The sequence below is a fragment of the Streptomyces sp. NPDC023838 genome, assembly GCF_040639555.1.
GTDB lineage: Bacteria > Actinomycetota > Actinomycetes > Streptomycetales > Streptomycetaceae > Streptomyces.
Genome location: NZ_JBFAAD010000005.1, coordinates 122,403 through 145,472 on the forward strand (window position 1 = coordinate 122,403; position 23,070 = coordinate 145,472).

A 23,070-nucleotide genomic window follows, 5' to 3' on the forward strand; every position below is an offset into this window, starting at 1 on the left:
CAGGCGGCGTGCCGTGAGCATGGCAGCGACACTGCCTCTGCTCGCCGGCGCGCTCGCTCTCGGCATACCGTCCGCCCACGCGGCGGACCCCGTGCCGTCCGGGCGGGCCGCCCTCACGGGAACCAAGCCCGCGTGGGCCACCGGCGCCGCCGACCAGGGCGCCACGGCGGACAGCAGCAAGGTCGACGCGCGCGTCTACCTCGCGGGCCGTGACGCCAAGGGCCTCGCCGCGTACGCCGCGGCGGTTTCGGACCCGAACTCGGCGTCGTACGGGAAGTACCTGAGCGCCGCGCAGACGCAGCAGCGTTTCGGGGCGACCAAGGAGCAGATCGCGGCGGTCACCAGCTGGCTGAAGTTGGCCGGGCTGACCGTCACGGGCAGCAACGCGCACTACATCTCGGTCTCCGGCGACGTCGCCGCGGCCGAGAAGGCGTTCGCCACCCAGCTGCACAACTACCGCAAGGGCGCCCGCACGTACCGCGCCCCGGTGAAGACCGCCTCCGCGCCGGGCGCGCTGGCCGACGCGGTGCTCACCGTGACCGGTCTCGACAACGCCCCGCACAAGGCGACGCACCACGAGACGCTGCCCGGGCCGGGCGCCGCCTTCAAGAACTCCGGGCCGTTCTCGACGTACTACGGCTCGAACATCGCCACCACCCTGCCGGACGCGTACGGCACCAAGATCCCGTACGCGGTCAAGGGGTACACCGGCAAGCAGCTGCGGGCGGCGTACGGCGCCGGCGGCTACACCGGCAAGGGCGTCACCGTCGCGATCACCGACGCGTACGCCTCGCCGACCATGGCGAAGGACGCCCAGCAGTACGCGCTGCGCAACGGCGACAAGTCGTACAAGCACGGCCAGTACAGCGAGGTGAAGCCCGCCGACTACAACAGCGTGGAGGCGTGCGACGCGGCCGGCTGGTACGGCGAGGAGTCGCTCGACGTCGAGGCCGTGCACGCGGTCGCGCCGGACGCGGACATCGTGTACGTGGCGGGCGCGTCCTGCAACGACCCGGATCTGCTCGACGCGCTGAACAAGGTCGTCGACAACCACCTGGCCGACATCGTCTCCAACTCGTGGGGCGACATCGAGGCCAATGAGACGCCGGACGTGGCGGCGGCCTACGACCAGACGTTCAAGCTGGGCGCGGTCGAGGGCATCGGCTTCTACTTCTCCTCCGGCGACGACGGCGACGAGGTCGCCAACACCGGCAAGAAGCAGGTCGACACCCCGGCCAACTCGGCGTGGGTGACGGCGGTCGGCGGCACGTCGCTGGCGGTCGGCAAGGGCGACACGTACAAGTTCGAGACGGGCTGGGGCACGCTGAAGGCCTCGCTGGCGGCGGACGGCAAGAGCTGGACGAACTTCCCGGGCGCGTACACCTCGGGTGCGGGCGGCGGCACCAGCTCCACGGTGAAGCAGCCGTTCTACCAGCGGGGCGTGGTGCCCGACTCGCTCGCGAAGGCGAACGGCTCTTCCGCTCGCATGCGGACGATCCCGGACATCGCGGCGGTCGCGGACCCCAACACGGGGTTCCTGGTCGGCCAGACGCAGACGTTCCCCGACGGTGCGGTGAAGTACGACGAGTACCGCATCGGCGGTACGTCGCTGGCGGCGCCGGTGATCGCGGGCGTCCAGGCGCTGGCGCAGCAGGCGCGGCACTTCCCGATCGGGTTCGCGAACCCGTCGATCTACGCGCGGTACGGGTCGCCGCTGTACCACGACGTCACGGATCACCCGCTGGGTGCGCGTGACCTCGCGGTGGCGCGGGTGGACTTCGTGAACGGTGTCGACGCGGCGGGCGGTCTCGCGACGTCCGTGCGGACGCTGGGCAAGGACAGCTCGCTGCACGCGGTCCGTGGCTACGACGACGTGACGGGCGTGGGCACGCCGTCGCGTGGCTACGTGGCGTCTTACGGCCGCCACCACTAGCCACGACGTGGCCGGCTGTCCGGCTTGCGCGTGAACACCCCCGCCCTGGGGCCGGTTTCGGTCCCGGGGCGGGGTTTTTTACCCCACCCCGCCCCTTCCCCAAATCCCTGGCCGGGAGGCCGGGTAACGGGCCGGGCCGGGCCGCGCATACCGGGGCTGCGCCCCCGGACCCCCTTGTTCGTCTGCGGACCGGCGGGGGCTGAGCGCGCAGTTCCCCGCGCCCCAGGTTCAACCCCCTCAGGGGCGCGGGGAACTGCGCGCTCAGCCGTACGCGACCCGCAGACAAACAGGGGTCCGGGGCGGAGCCCCGGGGTGGGGTGCAGGGGCGGAGCCCCGGGGCGGGGTGCAGGGGCGGAGCCTCGGGGCGGGGTGCAGGGGCCGCAGGCCCCGCAAAGGGGGTCCGGGGGCGTAGCCCCCGGGAAATCACCTTCACCCCCACCCACCCCCGGAGGGTTTAGGGAAGGGGCGGGGAGGGGCTCAACACCGCCGATACCACCGCACCCGGCTCATCCAGCATCACCAGGTGCCCCGCCCCCTCCGCCACCCGCAGATCACCCCGCAACGCCTCCGCCAGGCCCCGCTGGCGGAGAAGCCAGGACGCGGACGTGCCCGCCGCAAGCACCGTCACCGGGACCGGCGGAAGCGGGAAGTGGTCGCGGAGGGTGAGGAGTTCGGCCGCGACCGGCCGGTAGCGGGCGTTCTCCAGGAGCAGACCCCGCCACACCCGCGACGAGCGGTAGCAGCGGCGGACCAGAGAACGAGGCGCCGGATCGGACCCGCCCGTGCGGGAGAGGCGGACCGTGGCCCGGCGCAGCAGGGGCCCGAGGGCGGCCGGCGCCCCCACCCCCGCCAGCACCGCCCCGGCCACCCGGGCAGACACCACCCGCGCAGACACCCCCACCCGAGCCTCCGGCTCCACGCTGGAGTCCACCAGCACGAGCGCGGCCGTACGGGCCGGATGCAGCCGGGCGTAGGCCTCCGCGTGGAACCCCGCGATCGAGTGCCCCACCACCGTCACCGGCCCGCAAACCCCCACCGCGTCCAGGACGGCCGCGATCCGGTCCGCCTCCCCCGAGGCCGTCGGCGGGGCCGTCGCCGGGCCGGAGAGGCCGTGGCCGGGGCGGTCGAAGCGGACCACCGTGCGGTGCGGGGCGAGGAGCGCCGCCACCTCGTCCCAGTCGAACCACGCCATGCCCAGGCCCGCGCTGAGCAGCACGGGCGGACCGCTCCCCGCCACCACCACGTGGTGCGGCACCCCGTCGATCCGTACGAACGTCATACTCGATTCTCGCGCGAGACGGCGTACGCGAGCACCCCCAGCCACACCGCCACGAGCAGTACCTGCGCCCGCTGCCCGGCACCCAGCGACCACGTGCCGCGCCCGGCCTCGAACGCGGCGATGGCGGCCAGCGTCCAGACGGTGACGGCCAGTTCGAGCACCACGAGCAGAGGACCCACCCGGGCCAGCACCGCCCACCGGCCGTAGCGGCGGGCCGCGACGGTGAGCGCCACCACCGCCACCAGCGCGCCGGCCATCGCCAGGCTGCTGCTCACCGCGTGCCCGGCGTGCGTGGCCGGGACCAGACCTGCCGTCTCGCGCGCCGCGCACCCGGGGTCGACGGTCGGCGCGCAGCTCAGCGGGAGCCGGGCGTCGGCCACGGTCGCCGCGCCGAACAGGACGAGCCCCCACCACCCGACCACCGACCAGGGCCGCCGGTCGCACCACCACAGCGCCCACACCGCCCCACAGAACACCAGCGCCCCGGCCGTCAGGTCCGTCGCGCGGAAGAGCCCGCCGAGCGGCTGATCGGCCGCGGCGAGCTCGCTCACGTACGTCTGTACGGGGTCGAGACCGGTGTGGAGGACCACTTCGAGCACCCACGCCGTGTACGCGAGCGCGCCGAGCGCCAGCAGGACCACCACCGGCCGGACACGTGAACGATCAAGGGGCATAGTGGCGCCAATGGTACGTATTCCACCTCCCCCGCCCGTCGAGCCATACCGGGTGGGGGTAAGGTGCGGTCCATGGTGACCGCGAGGAGGACGACGGCGTACGGGCAGCTGCTGCTCTGCGCCGCGCTGCTCTTCGGCATCTTTACGATGCACACGGTCGGGCATCCCGCGGAGCACCCGGCGGCGGCCGGGGCGCACTCCCCGACGGCCATGGCCATGACCATGGCCGCACCCGCGACCGCCGGTCACCACCAGGCCGCCGCTCCCCGTCACGAGCCCATGAGCGGGATGGACCCCGGGTCGGTGTGTCTCGCGGTGCTCGGCGCGTGGGGCATCGCGCTGCTCGCCGTACGGCTGCTGTCGTCGCGCGGCCGGACGGCGGACAACGGCGTCGTACGCGGCCGGACCCTGCGGCCCCCGTGGCCCAACCCTCCCCCTCCCTACGGGAGTTCCGTCGCCGCCTTGTCGGTGCTGCGCCAGTAGGAGCGCGCGAAGCAGGAGACGCGTCCCCTACCACTTCCGCACGCCCACACCACGAGGTGCACAGTCATGTCCGCACACCCCACCCGACGCGCCGTGCTCGGCGCCACCACCGCCGTCGCGGGCGGCGCCCTGCTCGCCGCCTGCTCGGGATCCGACTCCATGGACGGAATGGACGGAATGGACGGCATGGATGGCATGGACGGCATGAGCCACGGCTCCAAGCCGTCGGCCACCCCCTCCGGCTTCGTCGACCCCGCCGGCCCCGAGGTCGCCGCCGCCGAGGCCCGGCGCGGCTCCGGGCCCGTCCGCGCCGTCCGGCTCACCGCCACCGCCACCCCGCTCGACCTGGGCGGCGGGCGCACCGTCCGCTCCTGGGCGTACGGCGATCGGCTGCCCGGACAGGAGGTGCGGGTCACCGCGGGCGACACGCTCGCGCTCACCCTCGCCAACCACCTCCCCGAGCCCACCTCACTGCACTGGCACGGCCTCGCCCTGCGCAACGACATGGACGGGGTGCCGGGCCTCACCCAGCGGCCGGTCGCGCCGGGGGCGTCCTTCGCCTACCGGTTCGCCGTCGCCCACCCCGGCACCTACTGGTTCCACCCCCACTCCGGCGTCCAGCAGGACCGGGGGCTCTACGCCCCGCTGATCGTCGAGGACCCGAAGGAGCCGCTGGCGTACGACCGGGAGTGGGTCGTCGTCCTGGACGACTGGGTCGACGGGGTGGACGGCTCGACACCGGACGCGGTGCTGGCGGAGCTGCGGAAGGGGATGGGGATGGGGGGCGGATCCGGCGGCTCCATGGACCACTCCGGCCACGACATGAGCGGCATGGGTGACATGGGTGGCACAGGTGGGACGGGTGGCACAGGTGGCACGCCGGCGCAGACACCCCCCGCCGGCCCCTCCCGCATGCTCATGGGCGCGAGCAGCGAGCCGCTCGGCGGGGACGCGGGCGACGTCGCGTATCCGTACTACCTGGTCAACGGCCGTACGCCGCAGGCTCCTTCCTCCTTCACGGCCAAGCCGGGCGACCGCGTCCGGCTGCGGATCATCAACGCGGGCGGGGACACCGCCTTCCGAGTGGCGCTCGGCGGCCACGAGCTGACGGTGACCCACACGGACGGCTTCCCGGTCCGGCACACCACCACGGACGCGCTGCTGCTCGGCATGGGCGAGCGGTACGACGTGCTCGTCACGGCGGGCGACGGGGTCTTCCCGCTGGTGGCACAGGCCGAGGGGAAGAACGCGGCGGCGCTCGCGGTGCTGCGTACCGGTGACGGGGCCGCGCCCGGCGCCTCCGTACGCCCGAAGGAGCTGACCGGGCGGCTGCTCACAGCCGACCGGCTCGCGCCGGACGCGTCCGTGGCGCTGCCCGCGAAGGCGCCGGACCGCACGGTGAAGCTGACGCTGACGGGCGGGATGGCGAAGTACGACTGGGCCTTCGACGGGAAGCCGTACCGGCCGGACGCGCGGCACCCGGTGCGGGCGGGCGAGCGGGTGCGGATGGTCTTCGCCAACACGACGTCGATGTGGCACCCGGTGCATCTGCACGGCCATACGTTCGCGCTGGCGGGCGGCGCGGGCGGGGCCCGCAAGGACACGGCCGTCGTGCTGCCGGGGCGGACCCTGACCGTGGACTTCGACGCGGACAACCCGGGGCTGTGGATGGTCCACTGCCACAACGTCTACCACTCGGAGGCGGGGATGATGACGGTCCTCGGCTACCAGAGGTAGGCCCGAGGCAGGCCGCCGGTGAGCCGAGGCAGGCTGCTGGTGGCCCGAGACAGGCCGCCGGTGAGCCGAGGCAGGCTGCTGGTAGGCCCGAGACAGGCCGCCGGTGGGCCGAGACAGGCCGCCGGTGGGGTGGAGCGGGGGCGCCGCGCCCTCGCTCGACCCCCCATCGCGTCGCTTTGACGATTACACTGGCGGGGTGCCTCAACTACGTCTCGCTCTGAATCAGATCGACTCGACCGTCGGCGACATCGCCGCGAACGCCGAGGCGATCGTGCACTGGACCCGGCACTCCGCCGAGCAGGGGGCGCACCTCGCCGCCTTCCCCGAGATGATGCTGACCGGCTACCCGGTCGAGGACCTGGCGCTGCGGTCGTCGTTCGTCGAGGCGTCCCGGCAGGCGCTGACCGGCCTCGCGGCGCGGCTGGCCGCCGAGGGCCTCGGCGAGCTCCCGGTGATCGTCGGCTATCTCGACCGGTCGGCCGCGCAGCCCCGTTACGGCCAGCCCGCGGGCGCCCCGCGCAACGCGGGCGCCGTGCTGCACCGCGGCGAGGTCGTGCTCAGATACGCCAAGCACCACCTGCCCAACTACGGCGTCTTCGACGAGTTCCGGTACTTCGTACCCGGCGACACCATGCCCGTGATCCGGGTCCACGGCGTCGACGTGGCCCTCGCGATCTGCGAGGACCTCTGGCAGGACGGCGGCCGCGTCCCGGCCACCCGGTCCGCCGGGGCCGGGCTGCTGGTCTCCATCAACGCCTCGCCGTACGAGCAGAACAAGGACGACACCCGGCTCGAACTGGTCCGCAAACGGGCCCAGGAGGCGGGCTGCACCACCGCCTACCTGGCGATGACCGGCGGCCAGGACGACCTGGTCTTCGACGGCGACTCGATCGTCGTCGACCGGGACGGCGAGGTCGTCGCCCGCGCCCCGCAGTTCTCCGAGGGCTGCGTCCTGCTCGACCTGGAGCTTCCGGCCGCGGGCCCGGTCCCGTCCGGGACCGTCGACGACGGTCTGCGGATCGAGCACGTGACCCTCTCCGAGGAGCCCGTCCCGGCGTACGAGCCGGAGCTGACCGGGGGGCAGGCGGACCGCCTCGACGATGACGAGGAGGTCTATTCGGCGCTGGTCACGGGGCTGCGCGCGTACGTGACCAAGAACGGCTTCCAGTCCGTCCTGATCGGCCTGTCCGGCGGCATCGACTCGGCGCTCGTCGCCGCGATCGCCTGCGACGCGCTCGGCGCGGAGAACGTGTACGGCGTGTCGATGCCGTCCAAGTACTCCTCGGACCACTCCAAGGGCGACGCGGCCGAGCTGGCCCGCCGCACCGGACTGAACCTGCGCACGGTGAGCATCGAGCCGATGTTCACCGCCTACATGGTCTCGCTCGGCCTCACCGGGCTCGCCGAGGAGAACCTCCAGTCGCGGCTGCGCGGCACCATGCTGATGGCCATCTCCAACCAGGAGGGCCACCTGGTGCTCGCGCCGGGCAACAAGTCCGAGCTGGCGGTGGGGTATTCGACCCTGTACGGCGACTCGGTCGGGGCGTACGGCCCGATCAAGGACGTCTACAAGACGACCGTCTTCCGCCTCGCCAACTGGCGCAACGAGGCGGCGGCCGCCCGGGGCGAGGTCCCGCCCATCCCGGAGAACTCGATCACCAAGCCGCCCAGCGCCGAGCTGCGCCCGGACCAGGTCGACACGGACTCGCTGCCGGACTATCCGGTCCTGGACGCGATCCTCGCCATGTACGTCGACCGCGACCAGGGCCGCGAGGCGATCGTGGCGGCGGGGTTCGACGCGGAGCTGGTGGCAAAGACGCTGCGGCTGGTCGACACCGCCGAGTACAAGCGGCGCCAGTACCCGCCGGGCACCAAGATCTCCGCGAAGGGCTTCGGCAAGGACCGGCGGCTGCCGATCACGAATCGGTGGCGGGAGAAGGTGTGACGGGTGACAACGTCTGTCAGCTGACAACTGCCATCTGACGGCTGACAGCTGACAGCTGACGGCTGTTATCTGACGGCTGACGGCTGTTATCTGTCAGCTGACGGTTGACGGCTGTTATCTGTCAGCTGACGGCTGCTGTTTGTCAGCTGACAACTGACGGCTGACAGCTGTGATTTGTCAGCCGTCAGCCATTAGCCGTCAGCCGTCGGCTCAGACCTTCAGCCGCGCCGCGATCGGCAAGTGGTCGCTCGCCGTCCTGCCCAGCGTCCACGACGACTTCGGCTCGACGCCCTTGACCATGATCTGGTCGATCCGGGCCATCGGGAACGACGCGGGCCAGGTGAAGCCGAAGCCGTTGCCCGCCGCGCCCTGGGTGGAGCGCATCTGCGAGGTGATGTTGTTCAGGGCGCGGTCGTTCATGGTGCCGTTGAGGTCGCCGAGCAGGACCACCTTCTTCAGCGGCTCGCTCGCGATCGCGTCGCCCAGGGCGTCCGCGCTGGCGTCCCGCTGGCGCGCGGTGAACCCGGCGCTCAGCTTCACCCGTACCGAGGGCATGTGCGCCACGTACACCTTCACCTGGCCGGCCGGCGTGCTCACGGTGGCCCGCATGGCGCGGGTCCAGCCCATCTTGATGTCGACCGGCTCGGCGTCGCTCAGCGGGAACCTGGACCACAGGCCCACCGTGCCCTGCACCGAGTGGTGCGGGTAGGTCCCGCCCAGCGCCTTCGCGTACGCGTCCACGCTGCTGCCCGGCAGCTCCTCCAGGGCCAGGACGTCGGCGCCGGAGGCGATGAGCTCGCGGGCGGTGCCGGCCGGGTCGGGGTTGTCGGCGTTCACGTTGTGCGTGGCGACGACGAGGTTGCCGCCCTTGCTCTCCTTGTCGGTGAGCAGCCCGCCGAAGAAATTGAGCCAGACGACCGCCGGGAGCACCAGGGCGATCAGCGCGGTCGCCGAGCGGCGCCACAGGGCGAGGCCCAGGAGCACCGGGACGAAGAGGCCGAGCCACGGAAGGAAGGTTTCCGTGAGGCTGCCCAGGTTGCCGATCCGATTGGGGACCTTCGCGTGGACCAGCATGACCAGGGCGATCAGCACCGCGAGCCCGGCCAGGACCAGGCCGCGCCGCCAGATGCCGGGGTCGCCCTTCCAGCCGTCCAGCAGGCGCCGGACCCGGGATCCGGAGCGCTCGCCCTCCGCGCTGCCGCTTCCCGTCTCCGTCACGTACGCCCGCGTCATACCGTCGTCCTCACTGCCTTGCCGTTCGCACTCCGCCGCACCGATGACCCTAGGCGATGGAGGCCGGCTTTCCCTGTCGTCGTACTGCCTCGATGACGACAGGGCGCCGCGCCGGGTTCCAGCAGGTCACGGCCGAAGGGGTGGCTGTGACGAAACGCGCACATTTGCGGGCCTAGGTGGTTCAAAGCTCACGTATTTACCTGACCGATTTGCGTGACCTAGGCACCCACTTCCCGTCGGCGGGGGTGGGATGCCACCATGGAAGTGGTCCGGAGACGCCGTCAGGGCGCTTCGAGATGACGAACAGGAGCCGTTGCGATGACGCAACAACTTGAGGCTGCGCAGAATCCGCCCGGAGCACGTTCCGACAGCAGCAAGGCGCTGTACGGGGGCAAGTCCACGCGCCGCGTCACGATCCACGACATCGCCTCCGCCAAGGCCCGGGGCGAGAAGTGGCCCATGCTCACCGCGTACGACGCGATGACCGCGTCCGTCTTCGACGAGGCCGGGATTCCCGTCCTCCTCGTCGGCGACTCGATGGGCAACTGCCACCTGGGCTACGAGACGACCGTCCCGGTCACGCTCGACGAGATCGCCATGCTGTCCGCCGCCGTCGTACGGGGCACCAAGCGCGCCCTCGTCGTCGCGGACCTGCCGTTCGGCACCTACCAGGAGGGCCCGGTGCAGGCGCTCCGCAGCGCCACCCGCCTGATCAAGGAGACCGGGGTCGGGGCCGTCAAGCTGGAGGGCGGCGAGCGCTCGCTGGCCCAGACCGAGCTGCTGGTGCAGTCCGGCATCCCCGTCATGTCCCACCTGGGCCTGACGCCGCAGTCCGTGAACGCCATGGGCTACCGGGTGCAGGGCCGCTCCGACGAGGCCGCCCACCAGCTGCTGCGCGACGCGAAGGCCGCGGAGTCCGCGGGCGCGTTCGCGGTGGTGCTCGAACTCGTACCGGCCGAGGTGGCCGCCGAGATCACCCGCTCGCTGCACATCCCCACCGTGGGGATCGGGGCGGGCGTGGAGTGCGACGCGCAGGTGCTCGTCTACACCGACATGGTCGGGCTGACGGGTGGCAAGGTGCCGCGGTTCACCAAGCAGTACGCGAACATGCGGGGCGTCCTGGCGGACGCGGCCAAGGAGTTCGCCGGAGAGGTCGTCGGCGGGGCGTTCCCGGCCGAGGAGCACACCTTCCACTGAGCGACGCGGGCGCTGTCGTTCGGCTGCGGCCGAACGCGCCCACGCGGCGCAACCGCGCATGTCACAGCCCCCGCCCAGGGGGCACGGCGGCCCGTCGGCACCCACGTGTCGGCGGGCTGTCGGCGTCTGTAGGCAAGCTGTCGGTGGATTGTCGGTGGCGCCTGGCACCTTGGTGGTCATGACGCGAATCGACAACAACCCCGAAGGCGGCGCGGCCAACGCCGTCACGGTGCGGGGGCTGGTGAAGCACTTCGGCGACACCAAGGCGCTGGACGGCGTGGACCTGGACGTCCGCGAGGGCACGGTCCTCGGAGTCCTGGGGCCCAACGGCGCCGGCAAGACCACCCTCGTCCGCTGCCTGTCCACCCTCATCGTGCCGGACGCCGGCACCGCCACCGTCGCCGGGTACGACGTGGTGAAGCAGCCCCGCCAGCTGCGCCGCACCATAGGCCTCACCGGGCAGTACGCCTCGGTGGACGAGAAGCTGTCGGGCTGGGAGAACCTGTACATGATCGGGCGGCTGCTCGATCTGTCCCGCAAGGACGCCCGGGCCCGCGCCGACGAGCTCCTGGAGCGGTTCTCGCTCACCGAGGCGGCAAAGCGGCCCGCGATGAACTACTCGGGAGGCATGCGCCGCCGCCTCGACCTCGCGGCCTCGATGATCGGCCGCCCGGCCGTGCTCTACCTGGACGAGCCGACCACCGGTCTCGACCCGCGCACCCGCAACGAGGTGTGGGACGAGGTCCAGCGGATGGTGGCCGAGGGCGCCACGGTGCTGCTCACCACCCAGTACATGGAAGAGGCCGAGCAGCTGGCGAACGAGCTGACGGTCATCGACCGCGGCAAGGTCATCGCCAAGGGCGGCATCAACGAGCTGAAGGCGAAGGTCGGCGGCCGCACCCTGCAGATCCGGCCCGCCGACCCGGCCCAGCTGGGCGCGATGGCCCGCGCCATCACCGAGGCCGGTCTGGACGGGGTCTCCGGCACCCAGGCCGTCCCCGACGAGGGTCTGCTGAACGTGCCGATCCTCAGCGACGAGCAGCTGACCGCCGTGGTCGGTCTGCTGGGCGCCCGCGGCTTCGGCATCGCCCACATAGGCACCCATCTGCCCAGCCTGGACGAGGTGTTCCTGGCCATCACCGGTCAGAAGCCCACCCTCCAGGAGTCCGAGAGCGACGACACGATCGAGGAGGTCGCGGCATGAGCACCGCCACCACCGCCAAGGCCCCCGCGAAGGCGCCGACCGGCATCCGCCCGCCCGTCACGGACGCCGACAGCCGGATCGGCCCGCGCGCCAATCTGCGCCACATAGGCGCCCTGGTGCGCCGCAACGCGCTCCAGATCAAGCAGGACCCGGAGTCGATGTTCGACGCCGTGCTGATGCCGATCATCTTCACGCTGCTGTTCGTGTACGTGTTCGGCGGCGCGGTCTCCGGCAAGGGCAACCAGGACGCGTACGTCAACTACCTGATCCCGGGCCTGATGGCGATGCAGGGCCTGAACATCGCGATGGCTGTCGGCACCGGCATCAACGACGACTTCAAGAAGGGCGTCATGGACCGGTTCCGGACCATGCCGATCGCCCGGTCGTCGGTCCTGATCGCCAAGATCGTGGTCGAGATCGGCCGCATGGTCGTCGCCACCTCGATCCTGCTGATCATGGGCTTCATCCTCGGTCTGTCCATCCACACCTCGGTGTTCGAGCTGCTCGCGGCGGTCGGCCTGTCCCTGGTGTTCGGCGCCTCGCTGATGTGGATCTTCATCCTGCTGGGTCTCACCATGAAGACGGCGCAGGCCGTCCAGGGAGTGGCGATGCTGGTGCTGATGCCGCTGCAGTTCGGCTCCTCGATCTTCGCGAAGCCGACCACGATGCCGGGCTGGCTGCAGACCTTCACGGACTACAACCCGCTCTCCAACCTCGCGGACGCCGCCCGCAACCTGGTCAACGGCGGCCCGGTGGCCCACTCGGCGCTGATGACGCTGGGCTGGGCGGTCGCGATCACCGCGGTGACGGCTCCGCTGGCGGTCGCCAAGTTCCGCAAGCGGACCTGATCATGACGAGCCGTCAGGCAGGCCACCGGGTCTGATCCTGACGAGCCGTCAGGCAGGCCATCGGGCCTGACGGCGCCCCTCACTCCCGTTCGCGTTGTGCCAGGGCGGCGGCCTCCTCCAGGGAGAGGCCGCCGCCCTCGGCGTACGCGGCGTCGTAGGCGGCGGCGTCGAGCAGCGGGCGGACCATCGCCTCCACCCTGTCCCGCTGCTCCACCTCCCAGGGCGTGGCGACGTGGACCGCCGGCATCAGGGCGTCGTGCGCGCCGATCAGCCGCGCCGCGCCGGCGGCGGCCCCGGCGCCGGCTTCGCCGGGTTCCGCCAGCCCGGCCCACGACCAGGCGACGGAGAGCAGGTGCACCGGGATCATCTGGGGCGCGACCATCCGGGACATCGGTTCGAGGCCCCGGGCCAGCGCGGCTCGGCCGTCCACCAGAGCCTTGTCATAGGCGCCCTCCAGGTTCTCCAGCCAGCCCCGCAGGCCGAGCACGAAGCCCTCGAAGAGCGAGAGGTTGCTCGACTTGAACTCCTCCATCAGCAGCTCGATCTGCGCCCGGGCCTCCGCCTGCCGCTCGGTGCGGCCCAGCCACATCGCGAGGAACATCCGGGCCGCGGGCTGCGCCTCGTACCCGGCCTGGCGGCCCGCGTCGAGGATCCCGCGCAGCATCGCCTCGCCGCGCTCGCCCTCGCCGGTCTCCAGCAGTACGGAGGCCAGGCGCGCCTTCAGGAGCGACACCTGTGCCTGGGCGCCGAGCCGTTCGGCGTACCGCACGGCCTCGGCGTAGTCCTCGCCGGCCAGCGCGAACCGGCCGCTGCGCTCCCGGGCCTCGGCGCGGGCGGACAGCGCCTCCGCGGCGCCCCAGTCGTCGCCGAGGCGCCGGAAGATGTCAAGGCCCGCCTCGGCGTCGCGGGTCGCCTCACCGCCCCAGTCGCCGCGATTGGCGAGGACGTTGGCCCGCATCTGGAGGGCGTTGGCGAGCTCCCATTCGTAACCGAACTCCTCACAGGCCCGTACGGTCGCGTCGAGCAGTTCCCTGAACGTGTCCGCGTCGCTGGTGAGGAGGACGGGGAAGAACCAGAGCGCGCCGGGCATCCGGCAGGTCTGCGGCAGCCCCGGCCGGTAGACGTCCACGATGGCGCGCAGCCGCTCCTTCGCCTCGGGCGTCGTCCAGTCGTCGCCGGTGTGGTCCATGGAGGCGAGCAGGAACAGCCGCACCCCGCGCCGGGCCTCCTGGAGCACGTCGGGCTCCATGGGCGGCGGGCTGTCGGTGCAGCGCGCGAAGACCGGCGGCGCGGGCTCGGCGGGCGGCGCGAACGGGTCGGGGCCGAGCTCCGCGACCGCCCCGCACCAGCGGCGGGACTCGCCGCGCAGATCGCGCATGTGCCAGTACCCGGCCAGCGCGTGCACCAGGCAGAGCGCCTCCTGCTCGTCGCCGAGGTCCACCGCCCGGCGCAGCGCGGTGCGCAGGTTCTCGTACTCCCGCTCCAGGAACTCGACCGCGGCGCGCTGTCCGCGGCCGCGCAGCAGGGGGTCGGTGGTGCGGGCCAGTTCGCGGTAGTGCACGAGGTGGCGGCGCTCGGTGGCGCTCCGGTCCCCGGCGTCGTCGAGCCGCTCCGCCGCGTACTCGGCGACGGTCTCCAGGAGCCGGTAGCGCATCTCGCCGCCGTCCGCGGGGGCGGCGACGACCAGCGACTTGTCGACGAGGGAGCCGAGGAGCGGGGCGACGTCGAGGGCGGCGACACCGGCCGGGCCGTCCGCGCGGACCTCCCGCGCCGCGGGGCCTGCGCCGTCGGCGCAGACCTCCTCCGCCGCCGCCAGGTCGCAGCCGCCCGCGAAGACGGAGAGGCGGCGCAGGACCGTGCGCTCCGGCTCCTCCAGGAGGTCCCAGGACCAGTCGACGACCGCGCGCAGGGTCTGTTGGCGCGGCAGTACGGTACGGCTGCCGCTGGTCAGCAGGCGGAACCGGTCGTCGAGCCGGTCCGCGATCTGACGAGGCGTCAGCATACGGAGCCGGGCGGCGGCGAGCTCCACCGCCAGCGGCAGACCGTCGAGCCGGCGGCAGATCTCGGCGGCCGCCCCCGGGTCGTCCTCCACCCGGAAGCCCGGCCGCGCCGCCGCGCCCCGCTCCGCGAGCAGCCGCAGCGCCACCGGAGCCGGCAGCGGCTCCACCGGCCGCACCAGCTCGCCCGGCACGCCCAGCGGCTCCCGGCTGGTGGCGAGGACGGTCAGCCCCGGGCAGCGAGCCAGCAGATACTCGGCGAGCCCGGCGGCGGCGTCGATCACGTGCTCGCAGTTGTCCAGGAGCAGCAGCATGCGGCGGCGCTCGCAGTGCGCGGCGAGGTGGACGAGCGGGTCGCCGCCGGTGCGGTCGGCGGCCCGCAGCTCCTCGGCACCGGCGCCGTGCAGCACGGTCTCCCGGGCTCCGACCGAGGTGAGGACGGCGGCGGGCACGGCCGCCGGGTCGGCCACCGGGGCCAGCTCGGCCAGCCACACGCCGTCGGGCCAGCCGTCCCCGGCCGCGCCGGCGGCCTCGGCCACCTCCTGGGAGAGCCGGGTCTTCCCGGCCCCGCCGGGCCCGAGCAGCGTCACGAGCCGCGCGCCGCCCAGGTCCCCCCGGATCGTCTCGATGTCGGCCTCGCGCCCGACGAAGGAGGTGAGCCGGGCGCGCAGGTTGCCGGGGGCGGCGGGGCGGGCGGCGGACGGCGCGGCGGGCGCCTCGGCGGCCGGCGCGTCCGGGGTGTGCAGCAACTCCCCGTGCAGCGCCCGCAGTTCGGGGCCCGGGTCGGTGCCGAGGCGGTTGGCGAGGGTGCGGCGGACGTCCTCGTACGCGGCGAGCGCCTCGGCCGTGCGGCCCGCCGCGCGCAGGGCGCGGATGCGCAGCGCGTGCAGCGGCTCGTCGAGCGGGTGGTCGGCACAGAGCGCGGCCAGCTCGGGCAGCGTCTCCTCGGCCCGGCCCAGGGCGAGCGCGGCGGCCAGGCGGGCGCGGCGGGCGTCGAGGCGGCGGGCCTCCCAGCGGGCCGCCTCGGCCATGCGGTCGGGCAGATCGGCGAGGACCGGCCCGGTCCACAGCGCCAGCGCGTCGTCGAGCCGGGACAGGGCCTTGGCGGGGTCGCCCTGCTCCAGGGCGCGGGTGCCGTCCCCGGCCAGTCGCTCGAACCGGTACAGATCGATGTCGTCCGGCTCGGCGTCGAGACGGTAGCCGCCGCCCTCCACCGAGGCGATCGCGCTGTGCCCGACCACCCGCCGCAGCCGCCCGACCAGTGCCTGGAGCGCACCGGCCGCGTCGGCGGGCGGCTCGCCGGTCCACACCTCGTCGACCAGCAGGCCCACCGGGACCGTACGGCCGGGGCGCAGGGCGAGCACGGTCAGCAGGGCGCGCAGCCGCGCCCCGCCGACGGCGACCGCCGTTCCTTCGGGGTTCAACAGCTGGGTGGTGCCGATAATCCGGTAGCGCACGGCCCCATTCTCCGTGACGTGCGCAGTCCCCGTGTCGCCGCCCGCCAACTCCCGCCAACTCCCGGCAGCGAGAGGGTGGCCAGGGGTGGAACTCGGCAGGGATCGCCGGACGTTCCCGGGGTATCACCTGTACGGTCGGGGCCGTCCGACCGCCCCTCCACCCCGGGAGCCCCGCACATGGCCACCGCCACCTCGCGTCGCAGCGACCGGAGGATCAGCCCGGTCTTCCTGGGGATCGTCGCCGTCACGGCGGTCGCGGGATGGGCGGTGTGGACGGGGTTCTCGAACGTGCCGGGCCTCGCCGTCTTCCTCTTCGTGACGGGCGCCTGGATCGTCTCGCTGTGCCTGCACGAGTACGCGCACGCCCGCACCGCGCTGCACGGCGGTGACATCTCGGTCGGCGCCAAGGGCTATCTGACGCTCAACCCGCTGAAGTACACGCACGCGATGCTGTCGATCGTGCTGCCGGTGATCTTCGTGATCATGGGCGGCATCGGTCTGCCCGGCGGTGCCGTGTTCATCGAGCGCGGCCGGATCCGGGGCCGCTGGAAGCACAGCCTGATCTCGGCGGCGGGCCCGCTCACCAACGCGCTCTTCGCGGTGGTCTGCACGGCCCCGTTCTGGCTGCACGCGCTGGACGGCGTGCCCGCCGAGTTCCGCTACGCGCTGGCGTTCCTGGCGCTGCTCCAGGTCACGGCGGCGATCCTGAACTCCCTGCCGGTCCCGGGCCTGGACGGGTACGGGGTGATCGAGCCGTGGCTCTCACACGGGGTGCGCCGCCAGATCGAGCCGTTCGCGCCCTTCGGGCTGCTCGCGGTCTTCGCGTTCCTGTGGCTGCCGTCGGTGAACGACGTGTTCTTCGACGCGATCCACTCGATCCTGCGCGGCCTCGGCGTCACCGAGTTCGACACCTACTGGGGCCAGCGCCTCTACCGCTTCTGGCAGGGCACGCCGGACATCCCGTCGCTCACCGGCTGACGGCGGCGGCCCGCCGGCCCTCGGCCTTCGCCTTGCGCAGGTAGTACCAGGCCATGTTGGAGGAGAGCCCGGCGAGCAGGATCCAGACGACGCCGGTCCAGTTGCCCTGGACGAAGGAGACCACAGCGGCGGCGACCGCGAGGGCGCAGACGACGAGGGCGTACAGAGCGAGGCGGGGCATGGGGGTCGGCTCCTGTCCGGGTACGGCGCTGATGCCCGTCCAGTGTCCCCCATGCCCCGTGCCGGCCCGCACGGCGGACCTACACGTCGGTCACGCGCAGGCCGGCGTGCGCCTTGTAGCGGCGGTTGACCGAGATCAGATTGGCGACCAGCGACTCCACCTGGTGGGCATTGCGCAGTCGGCCCGCGAAGACGCCGCGCATGCCGGGGATACGGGCGGCCAGCGCCTGCACCAGGTCGGTGTCGGCGCGGCTCTCGCCGAGCACCATCACATCGGTGTCGATCTCCTCGATCGAGGCGTCCTGGAGGAGCACCGCCGAGAGGTGGTGGAAGGCGGCCGTGACCCGTGAGTCCGGCAGCAGGGCGGCGGCCTGCTCGGCGGCGCTGCCCTCCTCGGGCTTCAGGGCGTACGCGCCCTTCTTGTCGAAGCCGAGCGGGTTGACGCAGTCCACGACGAGCTTGCCCGCCAGCTCCTCGCGCAGCGCCTCAAGCGTCTTGGCGTGCCCGTCCCACGGGACCGCGACGATCACGATGTCGCTGCGGCGCGCGCACTCGGCGTTGTCCGCGCCCTCCACGCCGAGCCCCAGCTCGTCGGCGGCGGCCCGGGCGCGCTCGGCGGCCCGCGAGCCGATGATCACCTTCTGGCCCGCCCGGGCCAGCCGGTAGGCGAGCCCGCGCCCCTGGTCACCCGTGCCACCGAGCACGCCGACGACCAGGCCGGAGACGTCGGGCAGGTCCCAGGGGTCCTTGGCGGCGGGCTTCGGGGTGTTCTCAGCGTTGTCAGTGGAAGTCATGGAGCGACTTTACGCCGGGCGTTACCCGGTGGTACGCGCCAGGGCCGGGCCGGGCGCCGCCACGTGTGACGGGGCGTCACGAGGGCGGAGCCGGTCCCGTTCGGGTGAGGAGCGGCCGATGCGGCCCGCCGGGGCGTGCGGTGCGGCAGGATGCCGGGCCATGGATGCCGTACGCGTCGCGCTGTTGCGGGAAGTCCTCGCGGGGACGGAGTGGCTGCGGGGCACCCGCCGGTTCGCGGGGGTGCTGCGGGGGTCGGTGGTGCCGAACGGCGGGGGGCTGCTGCTTGTGGGGACCGAGGCGTACGAGCCGTGGCACCTGGCGGCGCATCTGACCGACGAGGCCGCGTGGTCGGGGGTCCCCGAACTGACCCCCACGCTGGTACGGCACCGGGTCGAGCCGGGCCGCGGCCCGCATCTGTCCGTCGGGCTCGGGCGCCTGGAGGCGGCCGGGCGGGGCGAGACGCTGCTCGTGGTGGCGCCGGAGCGGCCGGACGGCGGGCTCCTGGAGCGGGTCCACGACGCCCGGCGGGCCGGGGCGCGGGTGCTCGCGCTCGACGGGGGCGACCCGGCGGTGCGGGGCCTGGTCCACGAGTCGCTGACGGTGCCGCCGGGTGCGGAGGTCGACCTGGACACGGTGCAGCACCTGGTGAGCGCGGCGGCGGGTGAGAACGGGCTGCCGGTGCAGCGGGGGCGACGGCGGTTCCGCGACCGGCTGTCCCGCCTGGCGGACCAGCTGACGGCGCCCCCGCCGGCGCGGTGGTGAGCCCGCCGGCGCGGTGGTGCGACCGCCGGCACAGTGGTGCGACCGCCGGCACAGTGGTGCGACCGCCGGCGCGGTGGTGAGCCCGCCGGGGCGCGCCCCCCTGTCGGCCTTCGCCCCGGTCAGGCGTCCGGGCGGCCCTCCTTGTCATGCCACTTCGGGTCCGTCTCCCACTCCAGGTTCCGCTCCTGGGCGGTCTCCATGGCGTGCTCGGCCTCCTCGCGGCTGCCGTACGGGCCGAAGCGGTCCTTGGCCGGGCACTCCGGGCCCTCCTCGACCTTGTGGTGGGTCAGGCAGTAGTACCACTCGCCGGGCTTGCCCGCCGTGCGTCTCTTGAACAGCGCCATCAGGTGCTCCTTCCTCTTGGACCATGCTGCCCCAACGCGGCTCGATAGACTCGCCCGCATGTCTGGCCAGTCGCTGCTCGTACCAGGGGAGCTCTCTCCCACCCGCACCGTCCCCGGGAACATCCGGCGCCCCGAGTACGTCGGGAAGCCCATGCCCACGCCGTACACCGGCCCCGAGGTGCAGACCGCCGAAACGATTGAGCTCATGCGGACCGCGGGCCGCATCGCCGCCCGCGCGATGGAGGAGGCCGCCAAGCTCATCGCGCCGGGCGTGACCACCGACGAGCTCGACCGGGTCGCGCACGAGTACATGTGCGACCACGGGGCGTACCCCTCGACGCTGGGCTACCGGGGCTTCCCGAAGTCCCTGTGCAGCTCGGTCAACGAGGTCATCTGCCACGGCATCCCGGACTCCACGGTCCTGAACGACGGCGACATCGTGAACCTCGACGTCACCGCGTACATCGGCGGCGTGCACGGCGACAACAACGCCACCTACCTCTGCGGCGACGTCGACGAGGAGTCGAAGCTGCTGGTCGAGCGGACCAGGGAGTCGCTCAACCGCGCCATCAAGGCCGTCAAGCCCGGCCGCCAGATCAACATCATCGGGCGCGTCATCGAGTCGTACGCCAAGCGCTTCGGCTACGGCGTCGTGCGCGACTTCACCGGGCACGGCATCAGCACCGCCTTCCACTCCGGCCTGATCGTGCCGCACTACGACGCGCCGCACGCCACCACCGTGATCAAGCCGGGCATGACGTTCACCATCGAGCCGATGCTGACGCTGGGCACGCACGAGTACGACATGTGGGAGGACGGCTGGACGGTCGTCACCCGCGACCGGAAGCGGACCGCCCAGTTCGAGCACACACTGGTGGTGACGGAGACGGGCGCGGAGATCCTCACGTTGCCCTGACCGCGGGGCGGGGTACACCTTTACCGACAGGATGTCGGGAACTGGGCTCGGGCAAGCCTGAGCAGCAGGATCGCGGCTGGTTCCCGTCCCCCTCGGTCTCCGGAGGCACGCCTTGGTCACGCCCTTCTCCACCCTCATCCGCACGGCCTCGCACGACCAGCACACCGAGGCGGAGACCTCCGGTTTCATGACCGCCCTGCTCGGCGGACGGCTCGGCGTCGACGCGTACGCCCGCTACACCGAGCAGCTGTGGTTCGTGTACCAGGCCCTGGAGGAGGGCGCGGGGGCGCTGCGCCGCGACCCGGTGGCGGGACCGTTCATACGGCCCGAGCTGATGCGTACGGCCGCGCTGGAGCGGGACCTCACGCATCTGCGGGGCGCGGGCTGGCAGCGGACCGCGACCGCGCTCCCCTCGACCCGGGCGTACGCGGCCCGGGTGCGCGAATGCGCGGTGACCTGGCCGGCGGGGTACGTCGCGCACCACTACACGCGGTATCTGGGTGACCTCTCCGGGGGGCAGATCATCCGCGACCGGGCGGAGAGGACGTGGGGGTTCGCGCGCAAGGGCGACGGTGTGCGGTTCTACGTGTTCGAGGCGATCCCCAACCCGGCCGCGTTCAAGCGGGACTACCGGGCGCTGCTGGACGCGGTGGACGCGGACGAGCTGGAGAAGAAGCGGGTGGTCGAGGAGTGCCGGCGGGCGTTCGCGCTGAACACGGCGGTGTTCCGAGAGCTGGGGGCCGAGTTCCCGCTCAGCGCGTAGCGCTCCGCGGGGGGCCGGTTTTTCGGGTGCGGGTCCGTTGTGGCTGGTCGCGCCCACGCGGCGGAGCCGCACAACGTCACAGCCCCGCGCCCCTTAAAGGGCCCTGCGGGCCCCCAGAAGGGGCGGGCGGGTCCCCAGAAGGGGCGGGCGGGTCCCCAGAAGGGGCACCGGGGCCCCTCGGCGCCTCAGCCCTCGCGCGTCAGCGTGCGCTCCAGCTTGACCCTGCCCGCGAGTTCGATCGTGCCGTCCGGGTTCGGGGCCGTGAGCAGCTGGGAGCCTCGGCCCTGGGTGATGTTCAGGGCCCGGCCCAGCTGGGCCGCAAGCAGCAGCGCGGCCGCGCCCGTCGCCTCGTCCTCGTCCACGCCGTCGCCCCGGCCCGGGAACGCCCGCGCCCGGACCCGGCCCGCCGCCTCGTCCTGCCAGCCCCAGGCGTACACCCACTCCCCCGGCTCCGGCACCTCCAGCGCGTCCACCTCGGCGGCCGAGGCGTACTGGCGCAGGGTGCGCGGCGGGGCCCACTCCGGGCGGGCGGTGATCCAGGTGAACTCGCCGTCCTGGCGCGCGAAGACGTCCCCGACGGCCAGTTCCAGTACGTCTATGTCGAGCAGCCACGCCACCCCGACCAGCGGATGTCCCGCGAAGGGGAGGCGCAGGCCGGGCGTGTAGATGTCGACGGCGCCCCGCTCGGGGTCGTCGACGAACACCGTCTCGCTGAAGCCGAGCTCCTTGGCCAGCGCCTGCCGGGCCGCCTCGTCGGGCAGCGCGGAGCCCTCGCGCACCACGCCGAGGGCGTTGCCGTGACGCCCGTCGGGGCCGCAGAAGACCCTGAGTACGTCGATGAGCACGCCGGGTACGCCGTTTTCGGTCACCCCGGCATTCAACAACACCCGCGCAGCCGAGCCGGAGCCTGTACGGAGTCACGGGGGCGCAAAGGAGCGTGCGGGGGCGCAAGAAATCGGCCAGGCGCTGGCGTGTGAGCCCGGAGTGAACCCGCGGATCATGGTCCACGCAGCGGCGCTTGACCGTCCCTTGACCCTGCCATGGCCCTCTTGTGATTGGCCTGTTATCGACGGCCCTCACCCGGACCGGGGTGAGAGCTGAATCACTGACCCGATGGGTATCGGTCAGGTAAGCCTCGGTTAAGTTAGGTCCGCCTCACCCCCTGACCGAAACCAGTGTGGAGCCCCGTATGCGAGCCGTCCGTCTCTCCGTAGTCACCGCCGCCACGACCGTGGCGGCTCTGGCCGCCGTCACGGGCTGCTCCTCGAAGAGCGACTCCAAGAGCACGGACGGGGCGATCCAGGTCACCGCGTCCGACGACGCCTGCAAGCTGTCGAAGACCGAGTTCGCGGCAGGCCACGTGCAGTTCGCCATCGAGAACAAGGGCTCCAAGGTCACCGAGGTCTACCTGCTCTTCCCGGACGACCGCATCGTCGCCGAGCGCGAGAACATCGGCCCGGGCCTCAAGCAGAACCTCACCGCCGAGGTGAAGGCCGGCTCGTACCAGATCGCCTGCAAGCCCGGCATGAAGGGCGACGGCATCCGCCAGAAGGTCACCGTGACCGGCGGCGGCCAGACCCCCAAGCGCGACCCGAAGCTGGACGCGGCCGTGGCCGAGTACCGCAAGTACGTGCAGCAGCAGGCCGACGAGACGCTGCCCAAGCTGAAGACCTTCACCGAGGCGATCGCCGCCGGCGACGTCGAGGGCGCGAAGAAGGCGTACGCGCCCTCGCGCATCGGCTGGGAGCGCACCGAGCCGGTCGCGGAGTCCTTCGGTGACATCGACCCGAAGACCGACACCCGCGAGGACGGCCTGGAGAAGGGCCAGACGTGGACCGGCTGGCACCGCCTGGAGAAGGCGCTGTGGGCCGACGGCAAGATCGGTGACGAGGAGAAGAAGCTGGGCGTCCAGCTCTCCACGGACATCGCGGACTGGGCCAAGCGCGTCGGCACCGCCGAGATCACCCCGACCTCGATGGCCAACGGCGCCAAGGAGCTCCTGGACGAGGTCTCCACCGGCAAGGTCACCGGCGAGGAAGAGCGCTACAGCCACACCGACCTGATCGACTTCAAGGCCAACGTCGAGGGCGCGCAGCAGGCGTACCAGCTGCTCAAGCCGGTCGCCTCGAAGAACGACCCGGCGCTGACCAGCGAGCTCGACAAGCAGTTCGCGGCGATCGAGGCCCAGCTCGACAAGTACCGCGCGGACAAGAACTCCTACGACTTCACCGCGTACGACAAGGTCGGCGCGAGCGAGCGCAAGGCGCTGTCCGACGGCGTGAACGCGCTCAGCGAGCCGCTCTCCAAGCTCGCCGCGGCCGTCGCCAAGTAACCCCACAAGCAGA

The 23,070-nt window shown here is 72.6% G+C and carries 20 protein-coding genes; 12 read left to right on the plus strand and 8 right to left on the minus strand.

What is annotated here, in order from left to right; translation table 11 throughout:
- The first annotated feature begins 19 nt into the window (after positions 1-19).
- Positions 20-1,933 (plus strand): S53 family peptidase, encoded by a 1,914-nt coding sequence (locus tag AB0G17_RS08375; protein WP_361377496.1) that lies wholly within the window; start codon positions 20-22, stop codon positions 1,931-1,933.
- 454 nt (positions 1,934-2,387) lie between these two features.
- Here AB0G17_RS08375 and AB0G17_RS08380 read toward each other — a convergent pair whose 3' ends face one another.
- Both AB0G17_RS08380 and AB0G17_RS08385 read right to left on the minus strand, forming a co-directional pair.
- Positions 2,388-3,212 carry an alpha/beta hydrolase gene (locus tag AB0G17_RS08380; RefSeq protein ID WP_361377499.1) on the minus strand — a complete coding sequence of 275 codons (825 nt, stop codon included), beginning with the start codon at positions 3,210-3,212 and terminating at the stop codon, positions 2,388-2,390.
- Positions 3,209-3,886, minus strand: a complete 678-nt coding sequence (locus tag AB0G17_RS08385) for a DUF998 domain-containing protein (RefSeq protein ID WP_361377502.1) — start codon at positions 3,884-3,886, stop codon at positions 3,209-3,211. Before AB0G17_RS08385 ends, AB0G17_RS08380 begins: the two co-directional genes overlap by 4 nt.
- Positions 3,887-3,958: 72 nt before the next feature.
- Here AB0G17_RS08385 and AB0G17_RS08390 point away from each other — a divergent pair, with 72 nt between their 5' ends.
- The 3 genes from AB0G17_RS08390 to AB0G17_RS08400 all read left to right on the plus strand — a co-directional run bounded on the left by AB0G17_RS08390 (position 3,959) and on the right by AB0G17_RS08400 (position 8,051).
- Positions 3,959-4,369, plus strand: a complete 411-nt coding sequence (locus tag AB0G17_RS08390; protein WP_361377505.1) for a DUF6153 family protein — start codon at positions 3,959-3,961, stop codon at positions 4,367-4,369.
- A gap of 66 nt (positions 4,370-4,435) precedes the next feature.
- Entirely contained in the window at positions 4,436-6,106 is a 1,671-nt protein-coding gene (locus AB0G17_RS08395) for a multicopper oxidase family protein (protein WP_361377508.1), read from the plus strand.
- A 196-nt stretch (positions 6,107-6,302) separates the two neighbouring features.
- Positions 6,303-8,051, plus strand: coding sequence for an NAD+ synthase (locus tag AB0G17_RS08400; protein WP_361377511.1), 1,749 nt, complete (start codon positions 6,303-6,305; stop codon positions 8,049-8,051).
- A gap of 210 nt (positions 8,052-8,261) precedes the next feature.
- Here AB0G17_RS08400 and AB0G17_RS08405 read toward each other — a convergent pair whose 3' ends face one another.
- Positions 8,262-9,284 (minus strand): endonuclease/exonuclease/phosphatase family protein, encoded by a 1,023-nt coding sequence (locus AB0G17_RS08405; RefSeq protein WP_361377514.1) that lies wholly within the window; start codon positions 9,282-9,284, stop codon positions 8,262-8,264.
- Positions 9,285-9,602: 318 nt separating this feature from the next.
- Here AB0G17_RS08405 and panB point away from each other — a divergent pair, with 318 nt between their 5' ends.
- The 3 genes from panB to AB0G17_RS08420 all read left to right on the plus strand — a co-directional run bounded on the left by panB (position 9,603) and on the right by AB0G17_RS08420 (position 12,533).
- On the plus strand, positions 9,603-10,481 hold the full coding sequence (panB, locus tag AB0G17_RS08410) for a 3-methyl-2-oxobutanoate hydroxymethyltransferase (protein WP_361377517.1): 879 nt from the start codon (positions 9,603-9,605) through the stop codon (positions 10,479-10,481).
- A gap of 178 nt (positions 10,482-10,659) precedes the next feature.
- Positions 10,660-11,685 carry an ATP-binding cassette domain-containing protein gene (locus tag AB0G17_RS08415; protein ID WP_361377520.1) on the plus strand — a complete coding sequence of 342 codons (1,026 nt, stop codon included), beginning with the start codon at positions 10,660-10,662 and terminating at the stop codon, positions 11,683-11,685.
- Complete coding sequence (locus tag AB0G17_RS08420; protein ID WP_361377523.1) at positions 11,682-12,533, plus strand: ABC transporter permease; 852 nt, start codon at positions 11,682-11,684, stop codon at positions 12,531-12,533. Before AB0G17_RS08415 ends, AB0G17_RS08420 begins: the two co-directional genes overlap by 4 nt.
- 79 nt (positions 12,534-12,612) lie before the next feature.
- On the opposite strand, the gene AB0G17_RS08425 is transcribed toward AB0G17_RS08420, so the two are convergent.
- Positions 12,613-15,987, minus strand: a complete 3,375-nt coding sequence (locus tag AB0G17_RS08425; protein ID WP_361377526.1) for a BTAD domain-containing putative transcriptional regulator — start codon at positions 15,985-15,987, stop codon at positions 12,613-12,615.
- Between the two features lie 177 nt (positions 15,988-16,164).
- Between AB0G17_RS08425 and AB0G17_RS08430 the strand changes: the two genes are divergently transcribed.
- Positions 16,165-16,965, plus strand: a complete 801-nt coding sequence (locus AB0G17_RS08430) for a site-2 protease family protein (protein WP_361377529.1) — start codon at positions 16,165-16,167, stop codon at positions 16,963-16,965.
- On the opposite strand, the gene AB0G17_RS08435 is transcribed toward AB0G17_RS08430, so the two are convergent.
- Positions 16,955-17,146 carry a hypothetical protein gene (locus tag AB0G17_RS08435; protein ID WP_361377532.1) on the minus strand — a complete coding sequence of 64 codons (192 nt, stop codon included), beginning with the start codon at positions 17,144-17,146 and terminating at the stop codon, positions 16,955-16,957. The two genes, AB0G17_RS08430 and AB0G17_RS08435, sit on opposite strands and share 11 nt — an antisense overlap.
- A gap of 79 nt (positions 17,147-17,225) precedes the next feature.
- Positions 17,226-17,939: an NADPH-dependent F420 reductase gene (npdG, locus tag AB0G17_RS08440; RefSeq protein WP_361377535.1), complete on the minus strand. Its 714-nt coding sequence runs from the start codon at positions 17,937-17,939 to the stop codon at positions 17,226-17,228.
- Positions 17,940-18,099: 160 nt separating this feature from the next.
- Here npdG and AB0G17_RS08445 point away from each other — a divergent pair, with 160 nt between their 5' ends.
- On the plus strand, positions 18,100-18,702 hold the full coding sequence (locus AB0G17_RS08445) for a hypothetical protein (RefSeq protein ID WP_361377538.1): 603 nt from the start codon (positions 18,100-18,102) through the stop codon (positions 18,700-18,702).
- A gap of 119 nt (positions 18,703-18,821) precedes the next feature.
- On the opposite strand, the gene AB0G17_RS08450 is transcribed toward AB0G17_RS08445, so the two are convergent.
- Positions 18,822-19,046, minus strand: a complete 225-nt coding sequence (locus tag AB0G17_RS08450; RefSeq protein WP_361377541.1) for a hypothetical protein — start codon at positions 19,044-19,046, stop codon at positions 18,822-18,824.
- A gap of 58 nt (positions 19,047-19,104) precedes the next feature.
- On the opposite strand from AB0G17_RS08450, the gene map reads away from it, so the two are divergent.
- Together map and AB0G17_RS08460 are read left to right on the plus strand one after the other, a co-directional pair.
- Positions 19,105-19,962, plus strand: coding sequence for a type I methionyl aminopeptidase (map, locus tag AB0G17_RS08455; protein ID WP_361377544.1), 858 nt, complete (start codon positions 19,105-19,107; stop codon positions 19,960-19,962).
- A gap of 112 nt (positions 19,963-20,074) precedes the next feature.
- Positions 20,075-20,725, plus strand: a complete 651-nt coding sequence (locus tag AB0G17_RS08460) for a biliverdin-producing heme oxygenase (protein ID WP_361377547.1) — start codon at positions 20,075-20,077, stop codon at positions 20,723-20,725.
- Between the two features lie 185 nt (positions 20,726-20,910).
- Here the strand turns inward: AB0G17_RS08460 and AB0G17_RS08465 are convergent, their stop codons facing one another.
- Complete coding sequence (locus AB0G17_RS08465; protein WP_361377550.1) at positions 20,911-21,594, minus strand: PhzF family phenazine biosynthesis protein; 684 nt, start codon at positions 21,592-21,594, stop codon at positions 20,911-20,913.
- Positions 21,595-21,914: 320 nt separating this feature from the next.
- Between AB0G17_RS08465 and efeO the strand changes: the two genes are divergently transcribed.
- Positions 21,915-23,057 carry an iron uptake system protein EfeO gene (efeO, locus tag AB0G17_RS08470; protein WP_361377553.1) on the plus strand — a complete coding sequence of 381 codons (1,143 nt, stop codon included), beginning with the start codon at positions 21,915-21,917 and terminating at the stop codon, positions 23,055-23,057.
- The last annotated feature ends 13 nt before the right edge of the window (positions 23,058-23,070 follow it).